General features: G+C 71.5%; 17 protein-coding genes. 6 read left to right on the top strand and 11 right to left on the bottom strand.

The window, feature by feature from the left end:
- Positions 1-79: 79 nt before the first annotated feature.
- Both BLQ61_RS06780 and BLQ61_RS06775 read right to left on the bottom strand, forming a co-directional pair.
- Entirely contained in the window at positions 80-1390 is a 1311-nt protein-coding gene (locus BLQ61_RS06780; RefSeq protein ID WP_091568181.1) for a tryptophan--tRNA ligase, read from the bottom strand.
- Between the two features lie 36 nt (positions 1391-1426).
- Complete coding sequence (locus tag BLQ61_RS06775; protein ID WP_425415611.1) at positions 1427-2113, bottom strand: site-2 protease family protein; 687 nt, start codon at positions 2111-2113, stop codon at positions 1427-1429.
- Positions 2114-2383: 270 nt separating this feature from the next.
- Here BLQ61_RS06775 and BLQ61_RS06770 point away from each other — a divergent pair, with 270 nt between their 5' ends.
- From BLQ61_RS06770 to BLQ61_RS06755, 4 genes are all read left to right on the top strand, one after another.
- Positions 2384-3256, top strand: a complete 873-nt coding sequence (locus tag BLQ61_RS06770; protein ID WP_091568179.1) for a c-type cytochrome — start codon at positions 2384-2386, stop codon at positions 3254-3256.
- A gap of 24 nt (positions 3257-3280) precedes the next feature.
- Entirely contained in the window at positions 3281-4657 is a 1377-nt protein-coding gene (locus BLQ61_RS06765) for a cbb3-type cytochrome c oxidase subunit I (protein ID WP_091568176.1), read from the top strand.
- A 6-nt stretch (positions 4658-4663) separates the two neighbouring features.
- A complete protein-coding gene (locus tag BLQ61_RS06760) occupies positions 4664-5497 on the top strand; it encodes a CbbQ/NirQ/NorQ/GpvN family protein (RefSeq protein ID WP_425415610.1) in 834 nt (277 codons plus the stop codon).
- Between the two features lie 254 nt (positions 5498-5751).
- The gene (locus tag BLQ61_RS06755) at positions 5752-7845 is read left to right on the top strand and encodes a hypothetical protein (RefSeq protein WP_091568174.1); all 2094 of its coding nucleotides are present in this window, start codon (positions 5752-5754) and stop codon (positions 7843-7845) included.
- A gap of 343 nt (positions 7846-8188) precedes the next feature.
- Here the strand turns inward: BLQ61_RS06755 and BLQ61_RS06750 are convergent, their stop codons facing one another.
- The 5 genes from BLQ61_RS06750 to BLQ61_RS06730 form a co-directional block, all read right to left on the bottom strand.
- The gene (locus tag BLQ61_RS06750; RefSeq protein ID WP_091568171.1) at positions 8189-8551 is read right to left on the bottom strand and encodes a 5-carboxymethyl-2-hydroxymuconate Delta-isomerase; all 363 of its coding nucleotides are present in this window, start codon (positions 8549-8551) and stop codon (positions 8189-8191) included.
- 35 nt (positions 8552-8586) lie between these two features.
- Positions 8587-8967 (bottom strand): aspartate 1-decarboxylase, encoded by a 381-nt coding sequence (gene panD / locus BLQ61_RS06745; RefSeq protein ID WP_091568169.1) that lies wholly within the window; start codon positions 8965-8967, stop codon positions 8587-8589.
- A gap of 54 nt (positions 8968-9021) precedes the next feature.
- Positions 9022-10611, bottom strand: coding sequence for an L-aspartate oxidase (gene nadB, locus BLQ61_RS06740; RefSeq protein ID WP_091568166.1), 1590 nt, complete (start codon positions 10609-10611; stop codon positions 9022-9024).
- 39 nt (positions 10612-10650) lie between these two features.
- Positions 10651-11469 (bottom strand): segregation and condensation protein A, encoded by an 819-nt coding sequence (locus tag BLQ61_RS06735; protein ID WP_091568164.1) that lies wholly within the window; start codon positions 11467-11469, stop codon positions 10651-10653.
- Positions 11470-11576: 107 nt separating this feature from the next.
- A complete protein-coding gene (locus tag BLQ61_RS06730) occupies positions 11577-11780 on the bottom strand; it encodes a DUF3460 family protein (RefSeq protein WP_091568161.1) in 204 nt (67 codons plus the stop codon).
- Between the two features lie 118 nt (positions 11781-11898).
- Here BLQ61_RS06730 and bamE point away from each other — a divergent pair, with 118 nt between their 5' ends.
- Positions 11899-12393 (top strand): outer membrane protein assembly factor BamE domain-containing protein, encoded by a 495-nt coding sequence (bamE, locus tag BLQ61_RS06725; RefSeq protein ID WP_091568158.1) that lies wholly within the window; start codon positions 11899-11901, stop codon positions 12391-12393.
- 11 nt (positions 12394-12404) lie between these two features.
- On the opposite strand, the gene BLQ61_RS06720 is transcribed toward bamE, so the two are convergent.
- The 4 genes from BLQ61_RS06720 to BLQ61_RS06705 all read right to left on the bottom strand — a co-directional run bounded on the left by BLQ61_RS06720 (position 12405) and on the right by BLQ61_RS06705 (position 18624).
- Positions 12405-14066, bottom strand: a complete 1662-nt coding sequence (locus BLQ61_RS06720) for an acetolactate synthase large subunit (RefSeq protein WP_091568156.1) — start codon at positions 14064-14066, stop codon at positions 12405-12407.
- A 124-nt stretch (positions 14067-14190) separates the two neighbouring features.
- Positions 14191-15822: an FAD-dependent oxidoreductase gene (locus BLQ61_RS06715; protein ID WP_091568153.1), complete on the bottom strand. Its 1632-nt coding sequence runs from the start codon at positions 15820-15822 to the stop codon at positions 14191-14193.
- Between the two features lie 104 nt (positions 15823-15926).
- A complete protein-coding gene (locus tag BLQ61_RS06710; protein ID WP_091568150.1) occupies positions 15927-16574 on the bottom strand; it encodes a response regulator transcription factor in 648 nt (215 codons plus the stop codon).
- Positions 16567-18624: a sensor histidine kinase gene (locus BLQ61_RS06705; RefSeq protein ID WP_175488231.1), complete on the bottom strand. Its 2058-nt coding sequence runs from the start codon at positions 18622-18624 to the stop codon at positions 16567-16569. Before BLQ61_RS06705 ends, BLQ61_RS06710 begins: the two co-directional genes overlap by 8 nt.
- Positions 18625-18648: 24 nt before the next feature.
- Between BLQ61_RS06705 and BLQ61_RS17185 the strand changes: the two genes are divergently transcribed.
- Positions 18649-19656, top strand: coding sequence for a DctP family TRAP transporter solute-binding subunit (locus BLQ61_RS17185; protein ID WP_139182718.1), 1008 nt, complete (start codon positions 18649-18651; stop codon positions 19654-19656).
- The last annotated feature ends 120 nt before the right edge of the window (positions 19657-19776 follow it).

Here is a 19776-nt window from a genome sequence, read left to right as displayed (position 1 = left end):
AGGCTATGCGGTTAATCAATGAAAAGTGCCGCAAGCCCATGCTCTACAAGCGCTTACAGCTATCGTTTAAGTAGCAATATCACGCCTCGCGCGCTGCCGCCAGGGCGTGCAGCGCGGTGCTGGCATCCTGGGCGGCAGCGGCGTCGAGCGGCTGCAGCCGGTCCGCCAACTGCGCCAGGGCATCGGGCTCGCGCTGCAGCCGGGCGATCGCCTGGCCAGCCTCGCGCGGCGCGGCGAAGCCGGTGCTGTGCAGCAGCACACGGCCGTCGGCGGCCACCAGCTTGAAGTAGAACAGGCCGTCCGCCTCGCGGTACTGCTTGAAGCTGGCCAGGGCGGCGGGCGCGGCGGGCTTGTCCTGCGCACGCGGCGTGCCGATGGCGGCGCTCAGGGGGCGCAGGCCGACGGCGGCGCGCAGCTGGCGCAGGAACGGAGCGGCCTGCGCGCGTGCGCGCTCGGCGCCGCGCGCCAGCATCGCCTCGACTTTTTCCGGGTGCGCCATCAGGTCGTCGTAGCGCGCGCGCAGCGGGGCTATTTCCTCGTCGATGCGCTCGAACAGCCACTGCTTGGCCTCGCCCCAGGCGATGCCCTCGGCATACGCGCGGCGCATGGCCTCGGTCTCCTCGGGTGTAGCAAACGCCTGATAGATCTGGAACAGCGCCGAGCCGGAGGTCTCCTTGGGCTCGCCCGGCGCACGCGAGTCGGTGACGATGGCGCCGATGAGTTTTTTCAACTGCTCGCGCGGGGTGAACAACGGGATGGTGTTGTCGTAGCTCTTGCTCATCTTGCGCCCGTCCAGGCCGGCGAGCAGCGCTACGTTGTCCTCGATGGCCGCCTCGGGCAGCGTGAAGTGCGCACCGTACAGGTGGTTGAAGCTGGCGGCCATGTCGCGCGCCATCTCGATGTGCTGCACCTGGTCGCGGCCCACCGGCACGCGGTGGGCGTTGAACATCAGGATGTCGGCGGCCATCAGCACCGGATACATAAACAGCCCGGCCGAGACGCCGTCATCGCCGTCGCGCCCGGCCTCGTGGTTCTTGTCCTGCGCCGCCTTGTAGGCGTGGGCGCGGTTGAGCAGGCCCTTGCCGGTCACGCAGGTCAGCAGCCAGTGCAGCTCGGGAATCTCGGGGATGTCGGACTGGCGGTAGAAGCTGACGCGCTCCGGGTCCAGCCCGGCGGCCAGCCAACTGGCGGCAATCTCCAGCGTCGAGCGGTTCACGCGCTCGGGGTCATGGCACTTGATGAGCGCGTGGTAGTCGGCCAGGAAGTAGTAGCTCTCGACGCCTGTGTCGCGGCTGGCGGCGACGGACGGGCGGATGGAGCCGACAAAGTTGCCCAGGTGCGGAGTGCCCGAAGGTGTGATGCCGGTGAGAAAGCGCGTGGGTTCTTGCATGGATAAGGCAGACGGAGAAAAAGAAGGCGTCGCGGCTCAGCGCAGCAGCGCCGCCAGGGGTGACAGCAGCAGGTTCAGCGCGCCGTAGCCCAGCGCCATCAGCGGGCGCAGCCACAGCGTGCCGACCACGCCGGCCAGCACCAGCGCCAGCACGATGAAGAAGCCGAAGGGCTCGATGCGCGCCAGCCACAGCGAGGCGCGCATGGGCAGCAGCCCGGCCAGCACGCGCCCGCCATCCAGCGGCGGCAGCGGAAACAGGTTGAAGGCCCACATCACCAGGTTCACCAGGATGCCGGCGCGCGCCATCTTGGTGAAGAACGGCTCGTCCACGCCGGCCGCCAGCAGGCCGAACAGCAGCAACGCCCACAGAACGGCCTGGATGAAGTTGGATGCCGGCCCGGCCAGCGCCACCCAGACCATGTCGCGCTTCGGATGCCGCAGGTTGCCGAAGTTCACCGGCACCGGCTTGGCATAGCCGAAGACGAACGCGCCCGAGGTGGAGAAGTACAGCAGCAGCGGCATCAGGACCGTGCCGATGGGGTCGATGTGCTTGACCGGGTTGAGCGTCATGCGCCCGAGCATGTAGGCAGTGTTGTCGCCGAAGTAGCGCGCCACGTAGCCGTGCGCGGCCTCGTGCACCGTGATGGAAAACAGCACGGGCAGGGCGTAGATCAGGACGGTCTGGATGGTGTCGGAGGAAGGCACCGGGCGATTGTCGCGCATGGCGCCTGTCAGTCCATTCTGACGGGCCAGGGGCGTTTGTCCTACAAAGTGGTGCAGGCCCCTGGTCCAACAATCGTCCGCACTGCCCGGTGTGCAACGCACCGGATCCGATAAGAACAACCGGAGGACCCCGATGCAGGCTTGGTACGCCCCCCTGAAGATCTTCGCGTTCGTCGTGGTGCTGCTCATGGCGGTGGCCATGCTGTATGCGGCCACCATGGCCATCACCTACTGGACCGGCATCAGCGTCTGAGCGCAGGAGGGCCCCCCATGAACAAACGCCAGACCCGGCTTTTCGCCATCGTCGCCACCGCCCTGTCGGCGGCGGCCTTCATCGGCCTGACGCTGGACAGCCATCGCCAGTTCGACCGCCTGACCAACGCCGAATCGATCACCCCGGCGGTGACGCACGGCAAGAACGTCTGGCACAAGAACAACTGCATCAACTGCCATACGTTGTTCGGCGAGGGCGCCTACTACGCGCCCGACCTGACCAAGATCACCAAGCTGCGCGGCGAGGCCTACCTGAAGGCCTACATGAAAGACCCGTCCAAGTTCTACGACGAGCAGCGCCACCGCCGCCTGATGCCCAAGCAGGACCTGAGCGACGAGGACATTGCCGGCCTGATCGCCTTCTTCGACTGGGTCAGCAACGTGGACAACCAGGGCTGGCCGCCGCGGCCCATCCTGGTGACCGGCGCGGCGCTGCCCGGCGCCGACCGCAGCGTCGAGCAGCAGACCAGCGGCGCCAAGGTCGAGCGCGGCGGCATGGTGGCGCCCCCGGGCGCGCGGCCGCTCACCGGCGACGAGAACCCCATTGCTCTGGGCGAGCGCGTGTTCCGCACCGCCACGCCGGCCTGCACCGCCTGCCACTCCACCGCGCCGGGCGTGAACATGGCAGGCCCGTCGCTGGCGGGCGTGAAGGGCCGTACCGAGGCGCTGCTGGCTTCCGCCGACTACAAGGGCAAGGCCAAGGACGTCGAGGCCTACCTGCACGAGTCCATCGTCGAGCCCAGCGCGCACCTGGTGCCCGGGCCCATGTACTCGGCCGATGGCACGTCCTTCATGCCGACCACCTACGCCAAGGACCTCACGCCCGAGCAGATCGACCAGCTCGTGGCCTACCTGATGTCCCTGAAGTGAACGAACGACGCCGGAGCTGAAGCCATGAGATACAAATCCCAATCCGTCGCCTACTGGTATTTCGCCGTCGCCGTCGCGCTGTTCGGCCTGCAGATCGTCTTCGGCCTGCTGTCGGCCACCAAGTACCTGGGGCCGGACCCGCTGCTGTACATCCTGCCGTTCGACGTCACCAAGATGATCCACACCAACGTGCTGATCGTCTGGGTGATCTGCGGCTTCATGGGCGCCACCTACTGGATGGTGCCCGACGAGTCGCGCACCGAGCTGCACAGCGTGAAACTCGCCTACATCCAGCTGGTGATCTGGGTGGTCATGGGCGTGGGTACGGTGGTCGGCTACCTGTTCCGCTACGGCACCGGCAACAAGCTGCTGGAGCAGCCGCTGCCGTCCAAGCTGGCCATCGTCGTGGCGATGCTGATCTTTCTCTACAACATCGGCATGACGATCAAGAAGTCCGGTCGCTTCACCACGCCCGAGGGCGTGCTGCTGGGCGGCCTGGGCCTGGCGGCGGTGCTGTATGTGCCGGCGCTCTTGGAGTACCACAACTACACCGTGTCCATCTTCTACCGCTGGTGGACCATCCACCTGTGGGTCGAGGGCGTGTGGGAGATGATCCAGGGCGGCTTCCTGGCCTACCTGCTGATCCGCCTGTCCGGCGCCGACCGCGAGGTCATGGAAAAGTGGCTGTACGTCATCGTTGGGCTGGTCTTCATCGCCGGCATCCTGGGCACGGCGCACCACTACTACTGGGTCGGCGTGCCGGCGTACTGGCTGCCGATCGGCGGCGTGTTTAGCGCGCTGGAGCCCGTCGCCCTGGTCGGCATGGCCATGTACGCCTACTACGCCATGCGCCGCTCGGGGCTGGCGCACCCGAACAAGCTGGCGCTGCACTGGACGGTGGGCAGCGCCGTCTACACCATGTTCGGCGCCGGCCTGCTGGGCCTGGCCCACACCTTCCCGAGCGTGAACAAGTGGACGCACGGCACCCTCATCACCGCCATGCACGGCCACGCCGCCTTCTACGGCGCCTACGCCATGATCGTCATGGCCATGATCAGCTACGCGCTGCCGTCGTTCACGCGCCGCCCGGAAGAGGGCACCTCCATGGGCTACATGGCGTTCTGGATGCAACTGGCCGGCATGTTCGGCATGACGCTGTCGTTCGCCACCGCCGGCATCGGGCAGGTCTACCTGGAGCGCATCATGGGCATGGGCTACCTGGACGCGCAGCTGAAGATCCAGGTGCACTTCGTCATGCTGATCATCACCGCCTCCATCTTCGCCGTGGGCGTGGCGCTGTTCATCATCGACTTCTTCCGCTACCCGTTGCGCATGGAAGTGCGCACCGACGACCCGGCGCCGCGTCCCGTGCCGGCCCGGCCCGCGGCGGCGGTGGCCTGACGCGTGGTGGACGCGGCCACCATCTCGCAGCAACAACCCGCGGGCGGCGTCCAGCCGGACGCCGCCCCGGAGCCCTACTATCTGCCCGGCGCCGACGAGGTCGAGGTCTTCACCCAGTGCCACGCGCAGGGGCTGGCCGTGATGCTCAAAGGGCCCACGGGTTGCGGCAAGACGCGCTTCGTCGAGCACATGGCGTGGCGCCTGCAGCGCCCGCTCATCACCATCTCCTGCCACGACGACCTGAGCGCCAGCGACCTGATCGGGCGCTTTCTCATCACCCACGACGGCACCGTGTGGCAGGACGGGCCGCTGACCCGCGCCGTGCGCGAGGGCGCCCTGTGCTACCTGGACGAGGTGGTGGAGGCGCGCCAGGACACGGTGGTCGTGCTGCACCCGCTGACCGACCACCGCCGCCAGCTGCCCATCGACAAGACCGGCGAGATGCTGCAGGCCGCGCCCGGCTTCGGCCTGGTGGTGTCGTACAACCCCGGCTACCAACGCATGCTGAAGGATTTGAAGCCCAGCACGCGCCAGCGCTTCGTGGCGCTGGACTTCGACTTTCCCGCGCCCGAGGCCGAGGCGCGCATCGTGGCGCGCGAGAGCGGCATCGCCGAGCCCGACGCGCGCGCGCTGGTGCAGTTGGCGCAGCGCCTGCGCGCGCTGCACGACCGGGGCCTGGCCGAAGTGCCCAGCACCCGGCTGCTGGTCGCCGCGGCGCAGCTGGCGGTACGCGGTGTGGAGCTGCGCCGCGCCTGCGTGCACGCCATCGTCGCGCCGCTGTCCGACGACGCCGCGCTGGCCGCCGCCATGCGCGATCTGGTGGATGCGACGTTCGTGTGAGCGGTGCGCCGCTCTGCGGCCGCGTTGCCGGCGCCGGCGCGCAGCGCCTGCGGGCCAGGCAGGGCGCCGCGCTTTTTTCCTGACTGCGTCCGGCATGCGCCGGCAGGGGCAGAGTGGGATGGGCTCGGCGAGTGCCATGGAACACCAGGGCAGGCCGGGGCAGGCGATTCGCGTACTCTGCACGTCTGTCAAAAATGATAGCTGCAGGCCCTTTGAATGTCAGGACGAGAGGCCGTTCTTGCCCCTGAGGCGCCATGGCTGAAGCCGAAGACGTCATCACCGACGTCGCCCGCCATGCCACCGTCTACGCTCAGCGGCTGTGGCGCCGCCACCGCCCGCCGCCGCCCGGCCCGCCGGTGCTGCTGCTGGCCGACGTCGCGCCGCGGCTCGATCTGCTGCTGGCCGCGGCCTTCGGGCCCGGCCTGCGCCTGCGCCCGGCCCAGCCACCCGCGCCGCCCACCTTTCTGTCGCGCTGGCTGCAGCGCGGCGAGCCGCCGCCCGCCACCCGCCCGCTGCCGGCGACCGACGGCACCAGCCTGTGGCTGCCGCCGCAGTTGCCGGCCGACGTCGGCCCCGAGGCCGCCGCCGGCGACTACCGCACCCTGGCGCTGGCGCACGGCCTGCGCGCCCGGCGTGGCGCGGCCGCCCGGCTGCGCGAGGTGCGCGATCCGCTGGAACGCGCGCTGCTGACCCTGCTGGAGGCGCACGCCGCCGACCACGCACTGCTGCAGCAGCTGCCCGGCACGGGTGCCGCGTTGGCCCGCCTGCGTGCCCAGGCGCTGGCGCAGCGCCCGAGCATCGCCAAACTACCGGCGCACCTGCGCCCGCTGGAGGCGCTGGCGCAGGCGCTGCTGCGCACACCTGTCGACCAGCCGTTGCACCTGGCCACCGTTGATCTGGCCATCCGTGCAGTGGCAGCCGACGAACTGCTGCTGGCCCTGCCGGCCGACGTCGCCCAGGTGCATGCGCGCGCGCTGGCGCTGGCGTCCCGGCTGCGCCCGCCCGGCGCCCCGCCGCGCCAGGAGCGCTGGCTGGTGCCCGACGCCTGGCTGGGCGAACTGCGCCCCGCCGCCAGCGCACCGAGCGTGCACGGCACCGACGCGCAGGACGGTGCGGATGACCCTGACGCAGCCCCCCGCGCCGCTCGCCTGGCCCGCCGCCCGCAGGTGCGCGACGTGCTGGACGACGAGGACGACGACGACGGCCAGCCCGGCGCCTGGATGGTACAGACCGCCCAGCCGCACGAGCAGGCCGCCGACCCCATGGGCCTGCAGCGCCCCACCGACCGCGACAGCGACACCGCGGCCGAGGAATTCGCCGACGCGCTGTCCGAGCTGCCCGAGGCGCGCCTGGTCGCCACCGCCAGCCGGCCCAAGGAGGTGCTGCTGTCCGACGACCCGCCCGAGGCGCTGGCGCGCCGCGCCGCCGCGGCCGCCACTGAAGCGGCCGGCGCCGCCGAGGCGCTGCCCTACCCGGAATGGGACTGGCGCAGCGCCACCTACGTGTCGCACGGCGCCACCGTGCACCTGCGCGCGGCCGTGCCCGGCGCGCCCGAGTGGCTGGAGCAGACCCTGCAGGCGCACCGCGGCCGGCTGCACGAGGTGCGCCGCCGCTTCGAGCTGCTGCGCAGCCGGCGCGTGCCGGTGCGCCGCCAGCTCGACGGCGACGACATCGACCTGGAAGCCTGCATCGAGGCGCGTGCCGACTTCGCCGCCGGCCTGCCGCTGGCGCAACGCCTGTACCGCAGCGAGCGCCGCCAGCGGCGCGACCTGGCGGTGCTGGTGCTGATCGACGTCAGCGGCTCGACGGATGCCTGGATCGCCCCCGGCCGGCGCGTGATCGACGTGGCGCGCGAGGCGCTCTTGATGGTCTCGCTGGCGCTGGACGGCATGGGCGCGCCGTTCGCCGTGCAGGCCTTCTCGGGCGAGGGGCCGCACGGCGTGGTGCTGCGCGGCGTCAAGACCTTCGCCGAGCCCTACGGTCCGCCGGTGGCGCTGCGCATCGCCGGGCTGGAGCCCGAGCACTACACCCGCGCCGGCGCCGCGCTGCGCCACGCCACGGCCACGCTGATGCGCGAACCCGCGGCGCACCGCCTGCTGTTGCTGCTGTCGGACGGCAAGCCCAACGACGTGGACCAGTACGAGGGCCGCTACGGCCTGGAGGACATGCGCCAGGCGGTGACCGAAGCGCGGCTGCAGGGCCTGTCGCCGTTTTGCCTGACCATCGACCGCCAGGCCGCCAGCTACCTGCCGGCGGTGTTCGGCGCGCATCACTACGCGCTGCTGCCCCGGCCGGAGCAGCTGCCGCAGGTGCTGCTGGAATGGCTGCGGCGGCTGGTGGCGGCGTGAGGATGACGGCCTGTGTTGCGGGAAAGTGAGCCCCGCGCCCCTGGCATCGCGCGCCAACGCGTGACGCGGCTTTGACTCCCTCGCCCCCTTCAAGGGGGAGAGGGCCGGGGTGAGGAGCTGTGGTTCGGGCGCGGCGCCTGTTCCAGCCCTTCCACTCTCACCCCAGCCCTCTCCCGCCTTGGGGGAGGGGGAGCGAAGAAGCGACTGGTCAGAAGTGCTGACCCACGCGGAAATGAAAGAGCCAAAACCGACCTTTGTCCTCACGAACAAAGGCCGAGCTGCTATTGAAAAAAGAGTGCGCTGGCGGCCGCCAATGCACTGATCGCGCGCCCTCGCACCTGCCTCAGGCCAGCCGCTCCTTGACGTACGACGGCCGGTCCATGTCCACGATCTCCACGCTCAGCTGCACCAGCACGCCGGCCGGGCGCGGTGTGTGCTGGCGCAGCACCTCGGCGATGCGGCCGGCCAGGTCCTGCTTGGCCTCGGGGCTGCGCCCGGCCAGCAGCCGCAGCTGCGCGTGCACGAAGGCACGCTGCGCCGGCGCGGTGCCGATCTCGAAGCTGGCGTGGCGCACGAAGCGGGTCTTCACGTCCGCCTCGTCCAGCACCTCGGGGCTGGCGCAGACGGCGGCGTTCAAGGCGCGCAGGGCCTCGCGTTCGGGGTAGTCGGGCAGGTTGTCGGAATACTCGACGGTCAGGTGCGGCATGGGGGAAAAGCTTCAGAAAAAGCAAGACGGGGAAATTACAGCGGCTGGGTCGGCACCTGGTGGCGCAGCGCGGCCTGGCGGTTGTGCTCGTCCACGAACACCAGCTGCGGCTGGTGCGTGGGCACGTCCTTTTCGTGCACCTGCGCGAAGGCGGCGATGATGAGCAGGTCGCCCACGCAGGCGCGGCGCGCGGCCGAGCCGTTCACCGAGATCATGCCGCTGCCGCGCTGGCCGCGGATGGCGTAGGTGATAAAGCGCTCGCCGTTGTCCACGTTCCAGATGTGCACCTGCTCGTTCTCGACGATGCCGGCAGCGTCCAGCAGGTCCTCGTCGATGGCGCACGAGCCCTCGTAGTGCAGCTCGCAGTGGGTCGTGCGCACGCGGTGCAGCTTGGATTTCAGCAGGGTGCGGAACATGGGGATGGGTCTCCTTGGAAATGAAAAGTCGGGCGGTGTGCGGCGGCGGCGCTGTCAGCGCACCGGCGGCACCAGGATGGTCGGCGCCGCGGGCGCGGCCAGCAGCGGCCAGTCGCGGCTGAAGTGCAGGCCGCGGCTTTCGCGCCGCGCCTGGGCGCTTCGGACGATCAGCTCGGCCACCTGCACCAGGTTGCGCAGCTCCAGCAGGTCGCGCGAGACGTGAAAATTGGCGTAAAACTCGTCGATCTCGCCCTGCAGGAGCGCGATGCGGTGCGCCGCACGCTCCAGCCGCTTGTCGGTGCGCACGATGCCCACGTAGTCCCACATGAAGCGGCGCAGCTCCTCCCAGTTGTGCGAGATGACGACGCACTCGTCGGCGTCCGTGACCTGGCTGTCGTCCCAGGCGGGCAGGGCGGGCAGGGGCGCGGGCGCGGCCTGCGCGATGGCGTCGGCGGCGGCACGCGCCAGCACCATGCATTCCAGCAGCGAGTTGCTGGCCAGACGGTTGGCGCCGTGCAGGCCTGTGCAGGCGGTCTCGCCCACGGCCATCAGGCCTGGCACGTCGGTGCGCCCGGCCAGATCGGTGAGCACGCCGCCGCAGGTGTAGTGCGCCGCCGGCACCACGGGGATCGGCTGGCGCGTGATGTCCAGCCCCAGTTCGAGGCAGCGGGCGGCGATGTTGGGGAAGTGTTCGCACACAAAGTCCGCGCCCTGGTGCGAGATGTCCAGGTACACGCAGTCCAGGCCGCGCTTTTTCATCTCGAAGTCAATGGCGCGCGCCACCACGTCGCGCGGGGCGAGCTCCGCGCGCGCGTCGTGCGCCGGCATGAAGCGCGTGCCGTCGGGCAGGAGAAGCCGCCCGCCCTCGCCGCGCACCGCCTCGGTGATCAGAAACGACTTGGCCTGCGGGTGGTACAGGCAGGTCGGGTGGAACTGGATGAATTCCAGGTTGGCCACGCGGCAGCCGGCGCGCCAGGCGCAGGCGATGCCGTCGCCGGTGGCCGTGTCGGGGTTGGTGGTGTAGAGGTAGACCTTGCCGGCGCCGCCGGTGGCCAGGAGGGTGTGCGGCGCGCGGAAGGTGTCGACCTCGTCGCGCGCGCCGTCCAGCGCGTACAGGCCCAGGCAGCGCTGCGGGCCGTCCAGCCCCAGCTTGCGCGCGGTGATCAGGTCCACCAGCGTGTGCTGCTCGAACACAGTGATGGCGGGCGCGCTGCGCACGGCCGCGATCAGCGTGCGCTGCACCGCCGCGCCGGTGGCGTCCTGCGCGTGCACGATGCGCCGCGCGCCGTGCCCGCCCTCGCGCGTCAGGTGCAGGGCGCCGTCCGAGTCGCGCGTGAACGGCACGCCCAGGCCCTCCAGCCAGGCAATGGCGTCAGGTGCTCCCTGCACCACCGCCTGCGTGGCCGCCAAGTCGCACAGGCCGGCGCCGGCCACCAGGGTGTCGTGCACATGCGCGTCGAAGCTGTCGCCCTCGGCCAGCACCGCGGCGATGCCGCCCTGGGCCCAGGCGCTGGCGCCGTCCTCCAACGCGCGCTTGGTCAGCAGCGCCACGCGCTGCGTGCGCGACAGCTGCAGCGCGGCGGTGAGGCCGGCCAGGCCGCTGCCGACGATGAGGACGTCGAAATCGTGGTGCTGCTGCGTCATGGGAGCAGGAGTGGGGGTGGAAGAAAAAGGGGCGCGCGGCTACACCGGCGTGTACGCCAGGCGCACGTAGATCGGCGCGAAGGCCTCGGCCTGGGTGATCTGCACCAGGGTTTCCTTGGCCAGCTCCAGCAGGGCGATGAAGGTCACCACCAGCACGGTGGAGCCCCTGGCTGGCTCGAACAGGTCCTCGAACGGCACGAAGCGCCGGCCCTGCAGGGTCTTGAGCACGTGGCTCATGTATTCGCGCACCGACAGCTCCTCGCGCGTGATGCGGTGGTGCTGCACCAGCCGGGCGCGGCGCAGGATGTCGGCCCAGGCCTGCTGCAGCTCTTCCACCTGCACGTCGGGAAAGCGCACCTGCAGGCTCTGCTCGATGTGCACCTGCGCGCGCAGCACGTCGCGGCCGAACTGCGGCAGGGCGTTCAGCTGCTGCGCGCCCTGCTTGATGCGCTCGTACTCCAGCAGCCGGCGCACCAGCTCGGCGCGCGGGTCCTCGGGCTCGGCCGCGCCTTCCTGCTTGCGGGCGGGCAGCAGCATGCGCGACTTGATCTCGATCAGCATGGCCGCCATCAACAGGTACTCGGCGGCCAGCTCCAGGTTGCGGCTGCGAATCTCGTCCACGTAGCCCAGGTACTGACGCGTGACATCCACCATCGGGATGTCGAGGATGTTGAAGTTCTGCTTGCGGATCAGGTACAGCAGCAGGTCCAGCGGGCCCTCGAAGGCCTCCAGGAACACCTCCAGCGCGTCCGGCGGGATGTACAGGTCCTGGGGCAGCGCGAACAGCGGCTCGCCGTACAGGCGTGCCAGCGCCACCTGGTCCACCACCTCGGGCAGGGCGTCGGCGGTCTCGGCCACGGTATAGCTATGAAATCAATAGCTGCAGGCCCAAATGGATCAAGGGCTGCGGGCCATTTTCTTTGATATTTTCAGCCGCTGCCGCGCAGGCGGCCGGCGGCCGGGCATCAGCCGCGGTTCTGGTAAACGTAGGGCTGCTGCGCCACGCGCGCGGCCTTGTACTCGTCCCACAGCTCGCGGTCCACTCGCTTGTCCCACAGCAGCGAGCGGCCTACCTGCTGCTGCGCATCGAGCTCGGGGCGCTGAGCCTTGAGCTGGTTGATGAACTGCGTGGTGTCGGACTGGTAGTCGGGGCGGCGGAAAATGGACATGGCGGATCGAAGGAGAATCGAAGGGCATTCACGCCGGCGTTTTCCGGCAACCGGGCATTCTAGCCAGCGCGCCCCGGCGCGCCGGCGCCCGCCACCACAAGCTGGAGGACAACCCACCATGGCAGCCCACTGGATTCGACGCGCCGGCGGAGCGGCGCTGGCGCTGCTGGCGCTGGTCGGCTGCGACGAGCAGCGCATCCGCGAACTGGAAGAAGGCGTCTCCACCGAGGTGCAGGTGCGCGAGCGCTTCGGCGAGCCCGACCGCATCTGGGACGACGGCGGCGGCTCGCGCACGCTGGAGTACGACCGCCAGCCGGCCGGGCGGCGAAACTACATGATCACCATCGGCCCGGACGGGCGCATGAGCGCGCTGCAGCAGGTGCTGGCGCCGCATCACTTCGCCAAGGTGCAGCCGGGCATGCGCCAGGACCAGGTGCGCCGCCTGCTGGGCCGCCCGGCCAAGCGCGCGTTCTACGCGCTCAAGCAGCAGGGCGAGTGGGACTGGTACTGGAGCGAGGACGCCGGCCGCGAGATGGTCTTCACCGTGGTCTTCGACGCCGCCGGGCGCGTGCTGCGCAGCGGCAGCAGCGAGCGGTTGCACGAAGGGCCCTGACGGGCGCCGCGTCAGGGGGCGATGCCGCGCTTGACGGCGCGCGCCAGCGGGCGCGGCAGGTGCGCCAGCATGTCGAGCAGGCGCGGCAGCGCGCGCAGGCGCAGGCCGGTCAGGGCCGGCGGCAGCACCGCGTCGATCAGGTGCGGGCCGGGCGTGGCCAGCGCGTGCTCCAGCGCCTGGGTGAAGTCCTCGGTGGTCAGCGCGCGCCGCGCCGGCACGCCCATGCCCTCGGCCAGGCGCACGAAGTCGAGTGCTGGGTTGCCGATGTCCAGCTGCGCGCGCGCCTTGGCGCCGCTGCCCGTGGCGCCCACGCGCTGCAGCTCCAGGTTCAGGATGGCGTAGGCGCCGTTGTTGAACACCACGCAGACCACGTCCAGGCGCTCGCGCGCCATGGTCCACAGCGCCTGCAGGGTGTACATGGCCGAGCCGTCGCCGGTCAGCGCCAGTACCTTGCGCTGCGGGCAGGCGATGGCCGCGCCGACGGCGCAGGGCAGGGCCTGGCCGATGGCGCCGCCGGTGAGGGTCAGCACGTCGTGCGGCGGGCAGCCGGCGGTCATGCTGGGCAGGCGGATGCCCGAGGTCTGGGCCTCGTCGACCACGATGGCACTTTCGGGCAGCAGGTGGCCGATGGCCTGGCAGGCGCGGTCGGCGGTGAACGGGCCGTGCGGGCGCGGCGGGCGGCGCGCCGGCTGCAGCAGCGGCTCGGCGGCGCCGGCGCTGGCGGCCTGCATCAGCCAGCGCACGCTGGCGGGCACGTCCTCGTGCGGCGCGGCCAGGGTGTGCAGCGCGCAGCCGCGCGGCAGCAGATCGCCCGGCTTGCCGGGGTAGGCGAAGAACGACACCGGCGACTTGGCGTCGACCAGCACCAGGTGCTGCAGCCCCGCCAGCTGCACCGCCGCCAGTTCGGCCAGGTAGGCCAGGCGCGGCACCGGCGGCAGGCCCGCGCCGCGCCGCAGCCGCGCCGGGAACACCTCGGCCAGCAGCCGCGCGCCGGTGCGGCGGGCGATGCGCGCCAGGTCCTGCAGCACGCCCTCGTCCTGCAGCGCGCGCGCCCCCAGCAGGAAGGCGGTGCGCGGGCCGGCGCCGGCAAGCAGCCGGGCGATGGACTGCACGCGCTGCGGGTCGGCGGCGGCCGGCGGCGCCGGGGGCGCGAAAGCCTGTGGCGCGCCGCCCCGGCCCCAGGACACATCGGCCGGCAGGACCAGCGTAGCCACGCCGCCGGGCGGGCCGATGCAGGCGGCCAGGGCGTCGGTGGCGTCGCGGCACAGCGCGGCGGTGCTGGCGCTGGTGCGCACGAAGCCGGGCGAGACGTTGCGCGCCACGGTCTCGATATCGGACTGCAGCTGGGCGTCCAGCGGCACATGCTGCGTGGCGTGGTCGCCGACGATGTTCAGCACCGGCACCCGGCCCTTGCGCGCGTTGTGCAGGTTGGCCAGGCCATTCCCTAAGCCACAGCCCAGGTGCAACAGCGTCGCGGCGGGCTTGCCGGCCATGCGCGCGTAGCCGTCGGCGGCGCCCGTGGCCACGCCCTCGAACAGCGTCAGCACGGCGCGCAGGCGCGGCTCGGTGTCCAGCGCGGCGACGAAGTGCATCTCCGACGTGCCGGGGTTGGTGAAGCACAGCGCGACGCCGGCGTCGGCCAGGGTGCGGATCAAGGCTTGGGCGCCGTTCATGCCGGGAGGTCCTGCGAAACAACCATGGGTTTGCTCTCTTTTGTATAGCTGGAGGCCATTGATTCATATGGGCTGGAGGCCGATTTCTTCATGAATCGACCCTTCGGGCGCCGCAACGCACCTGTCATGCCACGGCGCGCCCGGCGATGGCATCGGCCGCGGCGCGCGCCGTCAGGATGCAGCCGGGCAGGAAGGTGCCCTCCAGCGAGCGCCGTCCGCAGGCGCCGCCGCCGCCGAAGCCCGCCGCCTCGCCCACCGCGTACAGGCCGGCCAGCGGCTGGCCAGCGCCATCCAGCACCCGGCTGTGCAGGTCGGTGGCCAGCCCGCCCAGGCTCTTGCGCGTGATCAGCTGCATCTGCACGGCGATGAACGGCCCGGCGCCGCGCTGCTGCAGCGGCGCCGGCGCGCAGGTGCGCAGCCGGTCCGGGGCCCACTGGCGCGCGTGCAGGATGCGCCGGATCTGGTCGTCGTCGTGCAGCCGCAGCGAGCCGCGCGCGTCGAAGTTGGCGTCGAACGCATCGGCCGTGGCCTGCAGCACCTCGGGGCGCACGTCCTCGGTGCCGGTCAGCGCGTTCATGCGCCCGGCCAGGCCGGCCAGCGTTTCCTCCACCAAGAAGTGGCGGCTGTCCTGCTGCAGCTGGCGCAGCAGGCGCGGGCTGCCCAGCAGCGTGTCGCGCACGAAGCGCAGCCTCTGGTGGTCGCGGATGCGCGGGTTGTGCTCGGCGCCGGAGATGGCGAACTCGCGCGCGGCGCTGCGCCAGTTCATCAGGTGCCAGGTCCAGGGGCGCTCCTGTTCGGCCACGCGCCGGCACAGCCAGTGGGTGTCGAAGCCGGTGACCAGCGGCTCCGGGCCGATGCGCTCGCCCCGGTGGTTCAGCCACAGCGCCGACTTGGCGGGAATGGCCGACAGGCCGTGGCCCTTGAAGTGCGGTTGCGGGTGCGGAAAGCCGGCGGCGTAGTTCCACATCTCGCCGGTGTTGCGCAGCTGCGCGCCCAGCGCCGCGGCCGCTTGGTGCAGCGCGCCGTCGGCGAACGGGTGCGCGCCGTTCAGCCAGGTGGCGGGTCGTGGCCGCCCGGCCGGCCAGTGCGCGCGCACCTGCGCTGCGCTGCCGTTCAGCCCGCCGGTGGCCAGCACCACCACCGGCGCGCGCAGCAATTGTTCGGCGCCACTCACCTCGTCGGTGGCCACGGCGCCGCACAGCTGACCGGCAGCGTGCTCCAGGTGCGTGACACGCTGGCCGTGCAGCAGCGCCAGCCGGCCGTCCGCGCCGGCCTCGCGCAGCGCGGCCGCCATGCGCAGCGCCAGCGCGCGGCCGGTGCCCCACAGCACGTGGTAGCGCGGCAGGCGGTTGCCCTCGCCGAAGCGCCCGCGCTCGACCCAGTTCACCGCCGGCAGGAACGACAGGCCATGCGCGCGCAGCCAGTCGTGCACGCGCGGGCGCGACTGCTCGACGTAGTGCCGCGCCCAGTCCAGCGCCAGGTGGTCGTGCGCGTCCAGCTCGCCGAAGCGCACCCAGTCGGCCAGCGCGCGCTCGGGCGTGTCGGGGATCTTCATGCGCGCCTGCTGCGGCGTGCCCACCAGCGCCATGCCGCCGAAGGCCCACAGCGCCAAGCCGCCCAGGCGCTCGGGCGTGTCGCGCTCGGCCAGGGTCACGCGCAGCCCGGCGCGCAGGCACTGCAGCGCGGTGACGATGCCGGCCAGGCCGGCGCCGACGACCAGTACGTCCGAGACAACGGGAGGCGGGGAAGCGACCATGCGCGACAGACCTTTGGAGGCGCGCCGCGAGCCGGCGCGCGGGCCATGATGCCCAGCCGCCGGGGCCGGCACAACCCGGGGCTGTCCCGCAGGCGAGGGGGTCGTCAGCGGCGCTCGGCGCCGTGGCCCAGTTGACCGAGCTTGTGCGCCAGTTCGATGGCCGACTCCACACCCATCTTCTCGAAGATGTTGGCGCGGTGGAATTCCACCGTGCGCGCGGTGATGCCCAAGTGCTCGGCGATGTTCTTGTTGTAGTGCCCGCGCAGCAGCTCGCCCAGCACCTCGTGCTCGCGTGGGCTTAAGGAAGCCAGCGCCTGGCGCAGGCGCTGCGCCTCACGCTCGGCGTCGGTTTGTTGGCGCGTGGCGGCGATGGCCTGCTCGACCCGGTCCACCAGCACGTTGTCCTGGAAGGGCTTTTCCAGGAAGTCCCAGGCGCCGTTCTTCACCGCCTCCACCGCCGTGCCGACATCGCCGTGGCCGGTCAGGAACAGCACTGGCCAGGGGCAGCCCAGAGCTTTCAGCTGCTCGAATGTGACCGGCCCGGATAGCGGCTGCATGCGCACGTCCAGCAGCACCACCGCCAGGCCCCAGTCGGGCGCGCGCTGGCGCGCCGCGGCCAGCAGCTCCTCTCCGCCGGCCCAGGTGCGCGCCGGCCAGCCGCGCGAGTCGAACAGCCAGGCCAGGCCGTCGCGCACGTCGGCGTCGTCGTCGACGATGTGGATGTCCACGTCGTGCGGGGTCGGTTCAGTCATGGGGCAGGGTCGGGGCAGGGGGTGGCGGGGCGGCGTCGGCCAGTGGCAGCTCGGCGGTGAACAGCGCGCCGCCCAGCTGCGCGTCAGCGCCCACGAGGATACGCCCGTGGTGCGCCTCGGCGATCGAGCGGCAGATGGCCAGGCCCATGCCCATGCCGCCCTCCTTGGTGCTGTAGAAGGCGTCGAAGATGCGTCCGCGCGCCTCTTCCGGCACACCCGGGCCGCTGTCGGCCACGGCCAGGCAGGCGTGCCGCGTGGCGCCATCGCACAGCGTCAGGCGCAGCTGCACCCGGGGCGCGCCGCCGCCGTGCCGCGCCCAGTCCAGCGCGTTGCCGCACAGGTTGTGCACCAGGTGCTCCAGCAGCAGCGCGTCGCCCTGGACCCATACCGGCGCCTCGGGCAGCGCAAGCTGCAGCGCGGCGGCGCCGTGCGCCTCCTGCGCGGCGGCGGCGGCGCGGCGCACCAGGGGCACCAGGTCCAGGCGCTGCAGTTTCAATTCGCGCCGGCGCGCGAAGGCGTTCACACGCTGCGTCACGCCGCCGGCGCGCTCGGCCAGCGCCGCCATGCGCCGCACCACGGCCTGCAGCTCATCGGGCGCCACCGGGCCGCGCGCCAGGCGGTTGAGCAGGCCGTTGGCGAAACTCGACAACGCCCCCAGGGGCTGGTTCAGCTCATGCGCCAGGGTCGAGGCGACCTCACCCACGGCCACCAGCCGTGCCGAGGCCTCCAGCTTTTCCTGTTGCGACGCGGCCAGCTGCTGGGCGCGCTTGCGTTCGCTGATATCCAGGATGGAGCTCATCCAGCCCAGCTGCGTGCCGTCGGCGGCGTGCAGCGGCGCCTCGTGGATCAGCACGTCCACCAGGTGCCCGTCCTTGTGGCGGAACTGCGCCTCCACGCCCTGCGGCCGCGTGCCGGCGCGCATCATGTCCTGGTGCAGGGCGTGCAGCTGCTCCAGTTGCTCCGCCGGCCAGTACGGCAGCGGCGCGCGCGAGCCGCGCAGCTCGTCGCCGGAAAAGCCCAGCATGCTGCAGAACGCCTGGTTCACGTACAGGATCTGGCCCTGCATGTCCCAGGCGCGCATGCCGATCGATACCGAGCGCTCCATGGCGGTGCGCAGCGCCACCTCGGCCTGCAGGCGCTGCTGCACCTGCTGGCGCTTGATGAAGTCGCGCCGCAGCGCGGCCAGGCTGGCCAGCATGCCCAGCAGGAAGACCAGCGCCACCAGGAAGAACACGCGCGGCACCCACGAGGTGCGCGCGCCCTGCGGCACCACCTCCAGCAGCAGGTCGGTGCCGGGCAGGTTGAGCACCGTGCGGTAGGGTTGCGGCGCCTGCGGCAGGGCCGGGCTGGGTGGGTCGCTGTCGTCCACCAGGCGCACGCTCTGGTGCTGCAGGAACCAGGGCGGCAGCATCGCCGCCACCGCCCGGCGCATGGACAGGCGCACCACGTACAGGCCCAGCAGCCGCGCGCCGTCGAAGTAGGGCATGGCCAGCCAGACGTGGTCGCCGCCGGAGCCGTCCGCGGCGCGCATCGGCCCGGCGTAGCTGGCGCGGCGCAGGCCACGCACGATGTCCTCCAGCGTCTGCAGCGCCTGGTGGTTGTCGGGGCTGCGCACCTGGTCCTCCTGCCAGGCGGCGATGTCGCCGGCGCTGGCGCCGTCCTGCTCGGCCAGCCAGGCGCGCGCATCCACCACGCCCGCGGCGCGCCACAGCAGGCCGGCCGGCAGCTCGCGTGTGGCCTCGGCCCAGGCCGCCGGGCCGTCCAGCGCGGCCTGGCGTGCCAGTTGCTCGACATCACCCTCCAGGCGGCGGAAGTGGAACTGCACGCTCTGCTCCAGCCACTGCGCATCGGCGCTGCGCCGGCGCGCCTCCTCGTCGCTCTCGAAGCGGTTCAGGTACCAGACCAGCGCCAGCACGGCGGCCACGATCAGCCCGGCCAGGCCCATCATCCACAGCACCGTCCAGCGGCCGCGGTCGGGCAGGCTGCGCGCGCCGGCGTGCAGCAGGGCGAAGTCGTCGTGGGGCGGAAGGGGCGGGGCGGTGGGCGGCACGGCGGGCCCGGATAATACGGCGCCATGCGTTCCCGTGGCCGCCGCCATGTCCTGCAGGCCCTGGGCCTGGCGCCGCTGGCGTGCGCGGCCGGCGCCCGCGCCGGCGCGCGCGTGACCATCCGGCTGTCGCACGTCGTCGCCCAGCGCACGCCCAAGGGCCTGGCGCTGGAGCATTTTCGTGCGCGCGTGCAGGCGCTCAGCCAGGGCGCGATCCAAGTGCTGCTGTATCCCAACTCGCAGCTGTACGGCGACGAGGACGAGATGCTGGCGCTGCAACTGGGCGCTGTGGACATGCTGGCGCCGTCGCTGTCGAAGTTCGGCGCGGTGGGCTTTCCCGAGTTCGAGCTGTTCGACCTGCCGTTCCTGTTCGACTCCAGCGAGCAGGTGCGCCGCACGCAGCAGGGTGCGGTCGGGCAGGAGCTGCTGGCGCTGCTGGCGCGCCAGAGCCTGGTGGGCCTGGGCTACCTGGACAACGGCTTCAAGCACATGAGCGCCAACCGCCCGCTGCGCGCGCCCGAGGATTTCGTCGGCCTGCGCGTGCGCATCCAGTCCTCGCGCGTGATCGCGCACCAGATGCGAGCGCTGGGCGCGCGCCCAGTGGTGCTGTCCTTCGGCGAGACCAGCCGGGCGCTGGTGGCGCGGGTGGTGGACGGCACGGAAAACCCGGTCTCCAACTTCTGGACCCAAGGCATGCACCAGGCGCAGACCGACCTGAGCCTGACCAGCCACGGCTATCTGGGGTACTGCATCGTCGCGCACCAGCGCTTCTGGGACTACCTGCAGCCGGGCGACCGCGCGCTCATCGAGCAGGCGCTGGCCGAGGCCCTGGCCTGGGGCAACACCATCGCCCAGCGTGAGAACGACGCCGCGCTGGCGGCGCTGCGCGCCAGCGGTGCCACGCGCATCCATTTGCTGGATGCCGTGCAGCGCCAGCGACTGCGCCATGCCACGCGCGGAGTGCACGAGGCGCTGGCACTGCGTATCGGGCCGCAGTGGCTGCGCCGCATGCATGGCGCCACCAGCAGCCTGTGATGTCGCATTCGGGTTAACCCCTAGGTGCTGACCCTAGCTGTGGAACGCCACAGTTACAGGGCGTTAACGGCTTGCCTACATTGCGCGGCGTGTTGAACCCTTTCTACGACTAGGAGACTG

Origin of the sequence: Oryzisolibacter propanilivorax (genome assembly GCF_900103645.1) — a bacterium.
GTDB classification, from domain to species: Bacteria; Pseudomonadota; Gammaproteobacteria; order Burkholderiales; family Burkholderiaceae_C; genus Melaminivora; species Melaminivora propanilivorax.
Note: the sequence above shows the minus strand (reverse complement) of the source record. Positions and strands in the feature narration are given on the sequence as shown.

Coding starts and splice junctions, on each gene's coding strand:
- BLQ61_RS06780 (WP_091568181.1), bottom strand. CDS start 1,390: ATGCAAGAACCCACGCGCTTTCTCACCGGCATCACACCTTCGGGCACT.
- BLQ61_RS06775 (WP_425415611.1), bottom strand. CDS start 2,113: ATGCGCGACAATCGCCCGGTGCCTTCCTCCGACACCATCCAGACCGTC.
- BLQ61_RS06770 (WP_091568179.1), top strand. CDS start 2,384: ATGAACAAACGCCAGACCCGGCTTTTCGCCATCGTCGCCACCGCCCTG.
- BLQ61_RS06765 (WP_091568176.1), top strand. CDS start 3,281: ATGAGATACAAATCCCAATCCGTCGCCTACTGGTATTTCGCCGTCGCC.
- BLQ61_RS06755 (WP_091568174.1), top strand. CDS start 5,752: ATGGCTGAAGCCGAAGACGTCATCACCGACGTCGCCCGCCATGCCACC.
- BLQ61_RS06750 (WP_091568171.1), bottom strand. CDS start 8,551: ATGCCGCACCTGACCGTCGAGTATTCCGACAACCTGCCCGACTACCCC.
- panD (WP_091568169.1), bottom strand. CDS start 8,967: ATGTTCCGCACCCTGCTGAAATCCAAGCTGCACCGCGTGCGCACGACC.
- nadB (WP_091568166.1), bottom strand. CDS start 10,611: ATGACGCAGCAGCACCACGATTTCGACGTCCTCATCGTCGGCAGCGGC.
- BLQ61_RS06730 (WP_091568161.1), bottom strand. CDS start 11,780: ATGTCCATTTTCCGCCGCCCCGACTACCAGTCCGACACCACGCAGTTC.
- bamE (WP_091568158.1), top strand. CDS start 11,899: ATGGCAGCCCACTGGATTCGACGCGCCGGCGGAGCGGCGCTGGCGCTG.
- BLQ61_RS06720 (WP_091568156.1), bottom strand. CDS start 14,066: ATGAACGGCGCCCAAGCCTTGATCCGCACCCTGGCCGACGCCGGCGTC.
- BLQ61_RS06715 (WP_091568153.1), bottom strand. CDS start 15,822: ATGGTCGCTTCCCCGCCTCCCGTTGTCTCGGACGTACTGGTCGTCGGC.
- BLQ61_RS06710 (WP_091568150.1), bottom strand. CDS start 16,574: ATGACTGAACCGACCCCGCACGACGTGGACATCCACATCGTCGACGAC.
- BLQ61_RS17185 (WP_139182718.1), top strand. CDS start 18,649: ATGCGTTCCCGTGGCCGCCGCCATGTCCTGCAGGCCCTGGGCCTGGCG.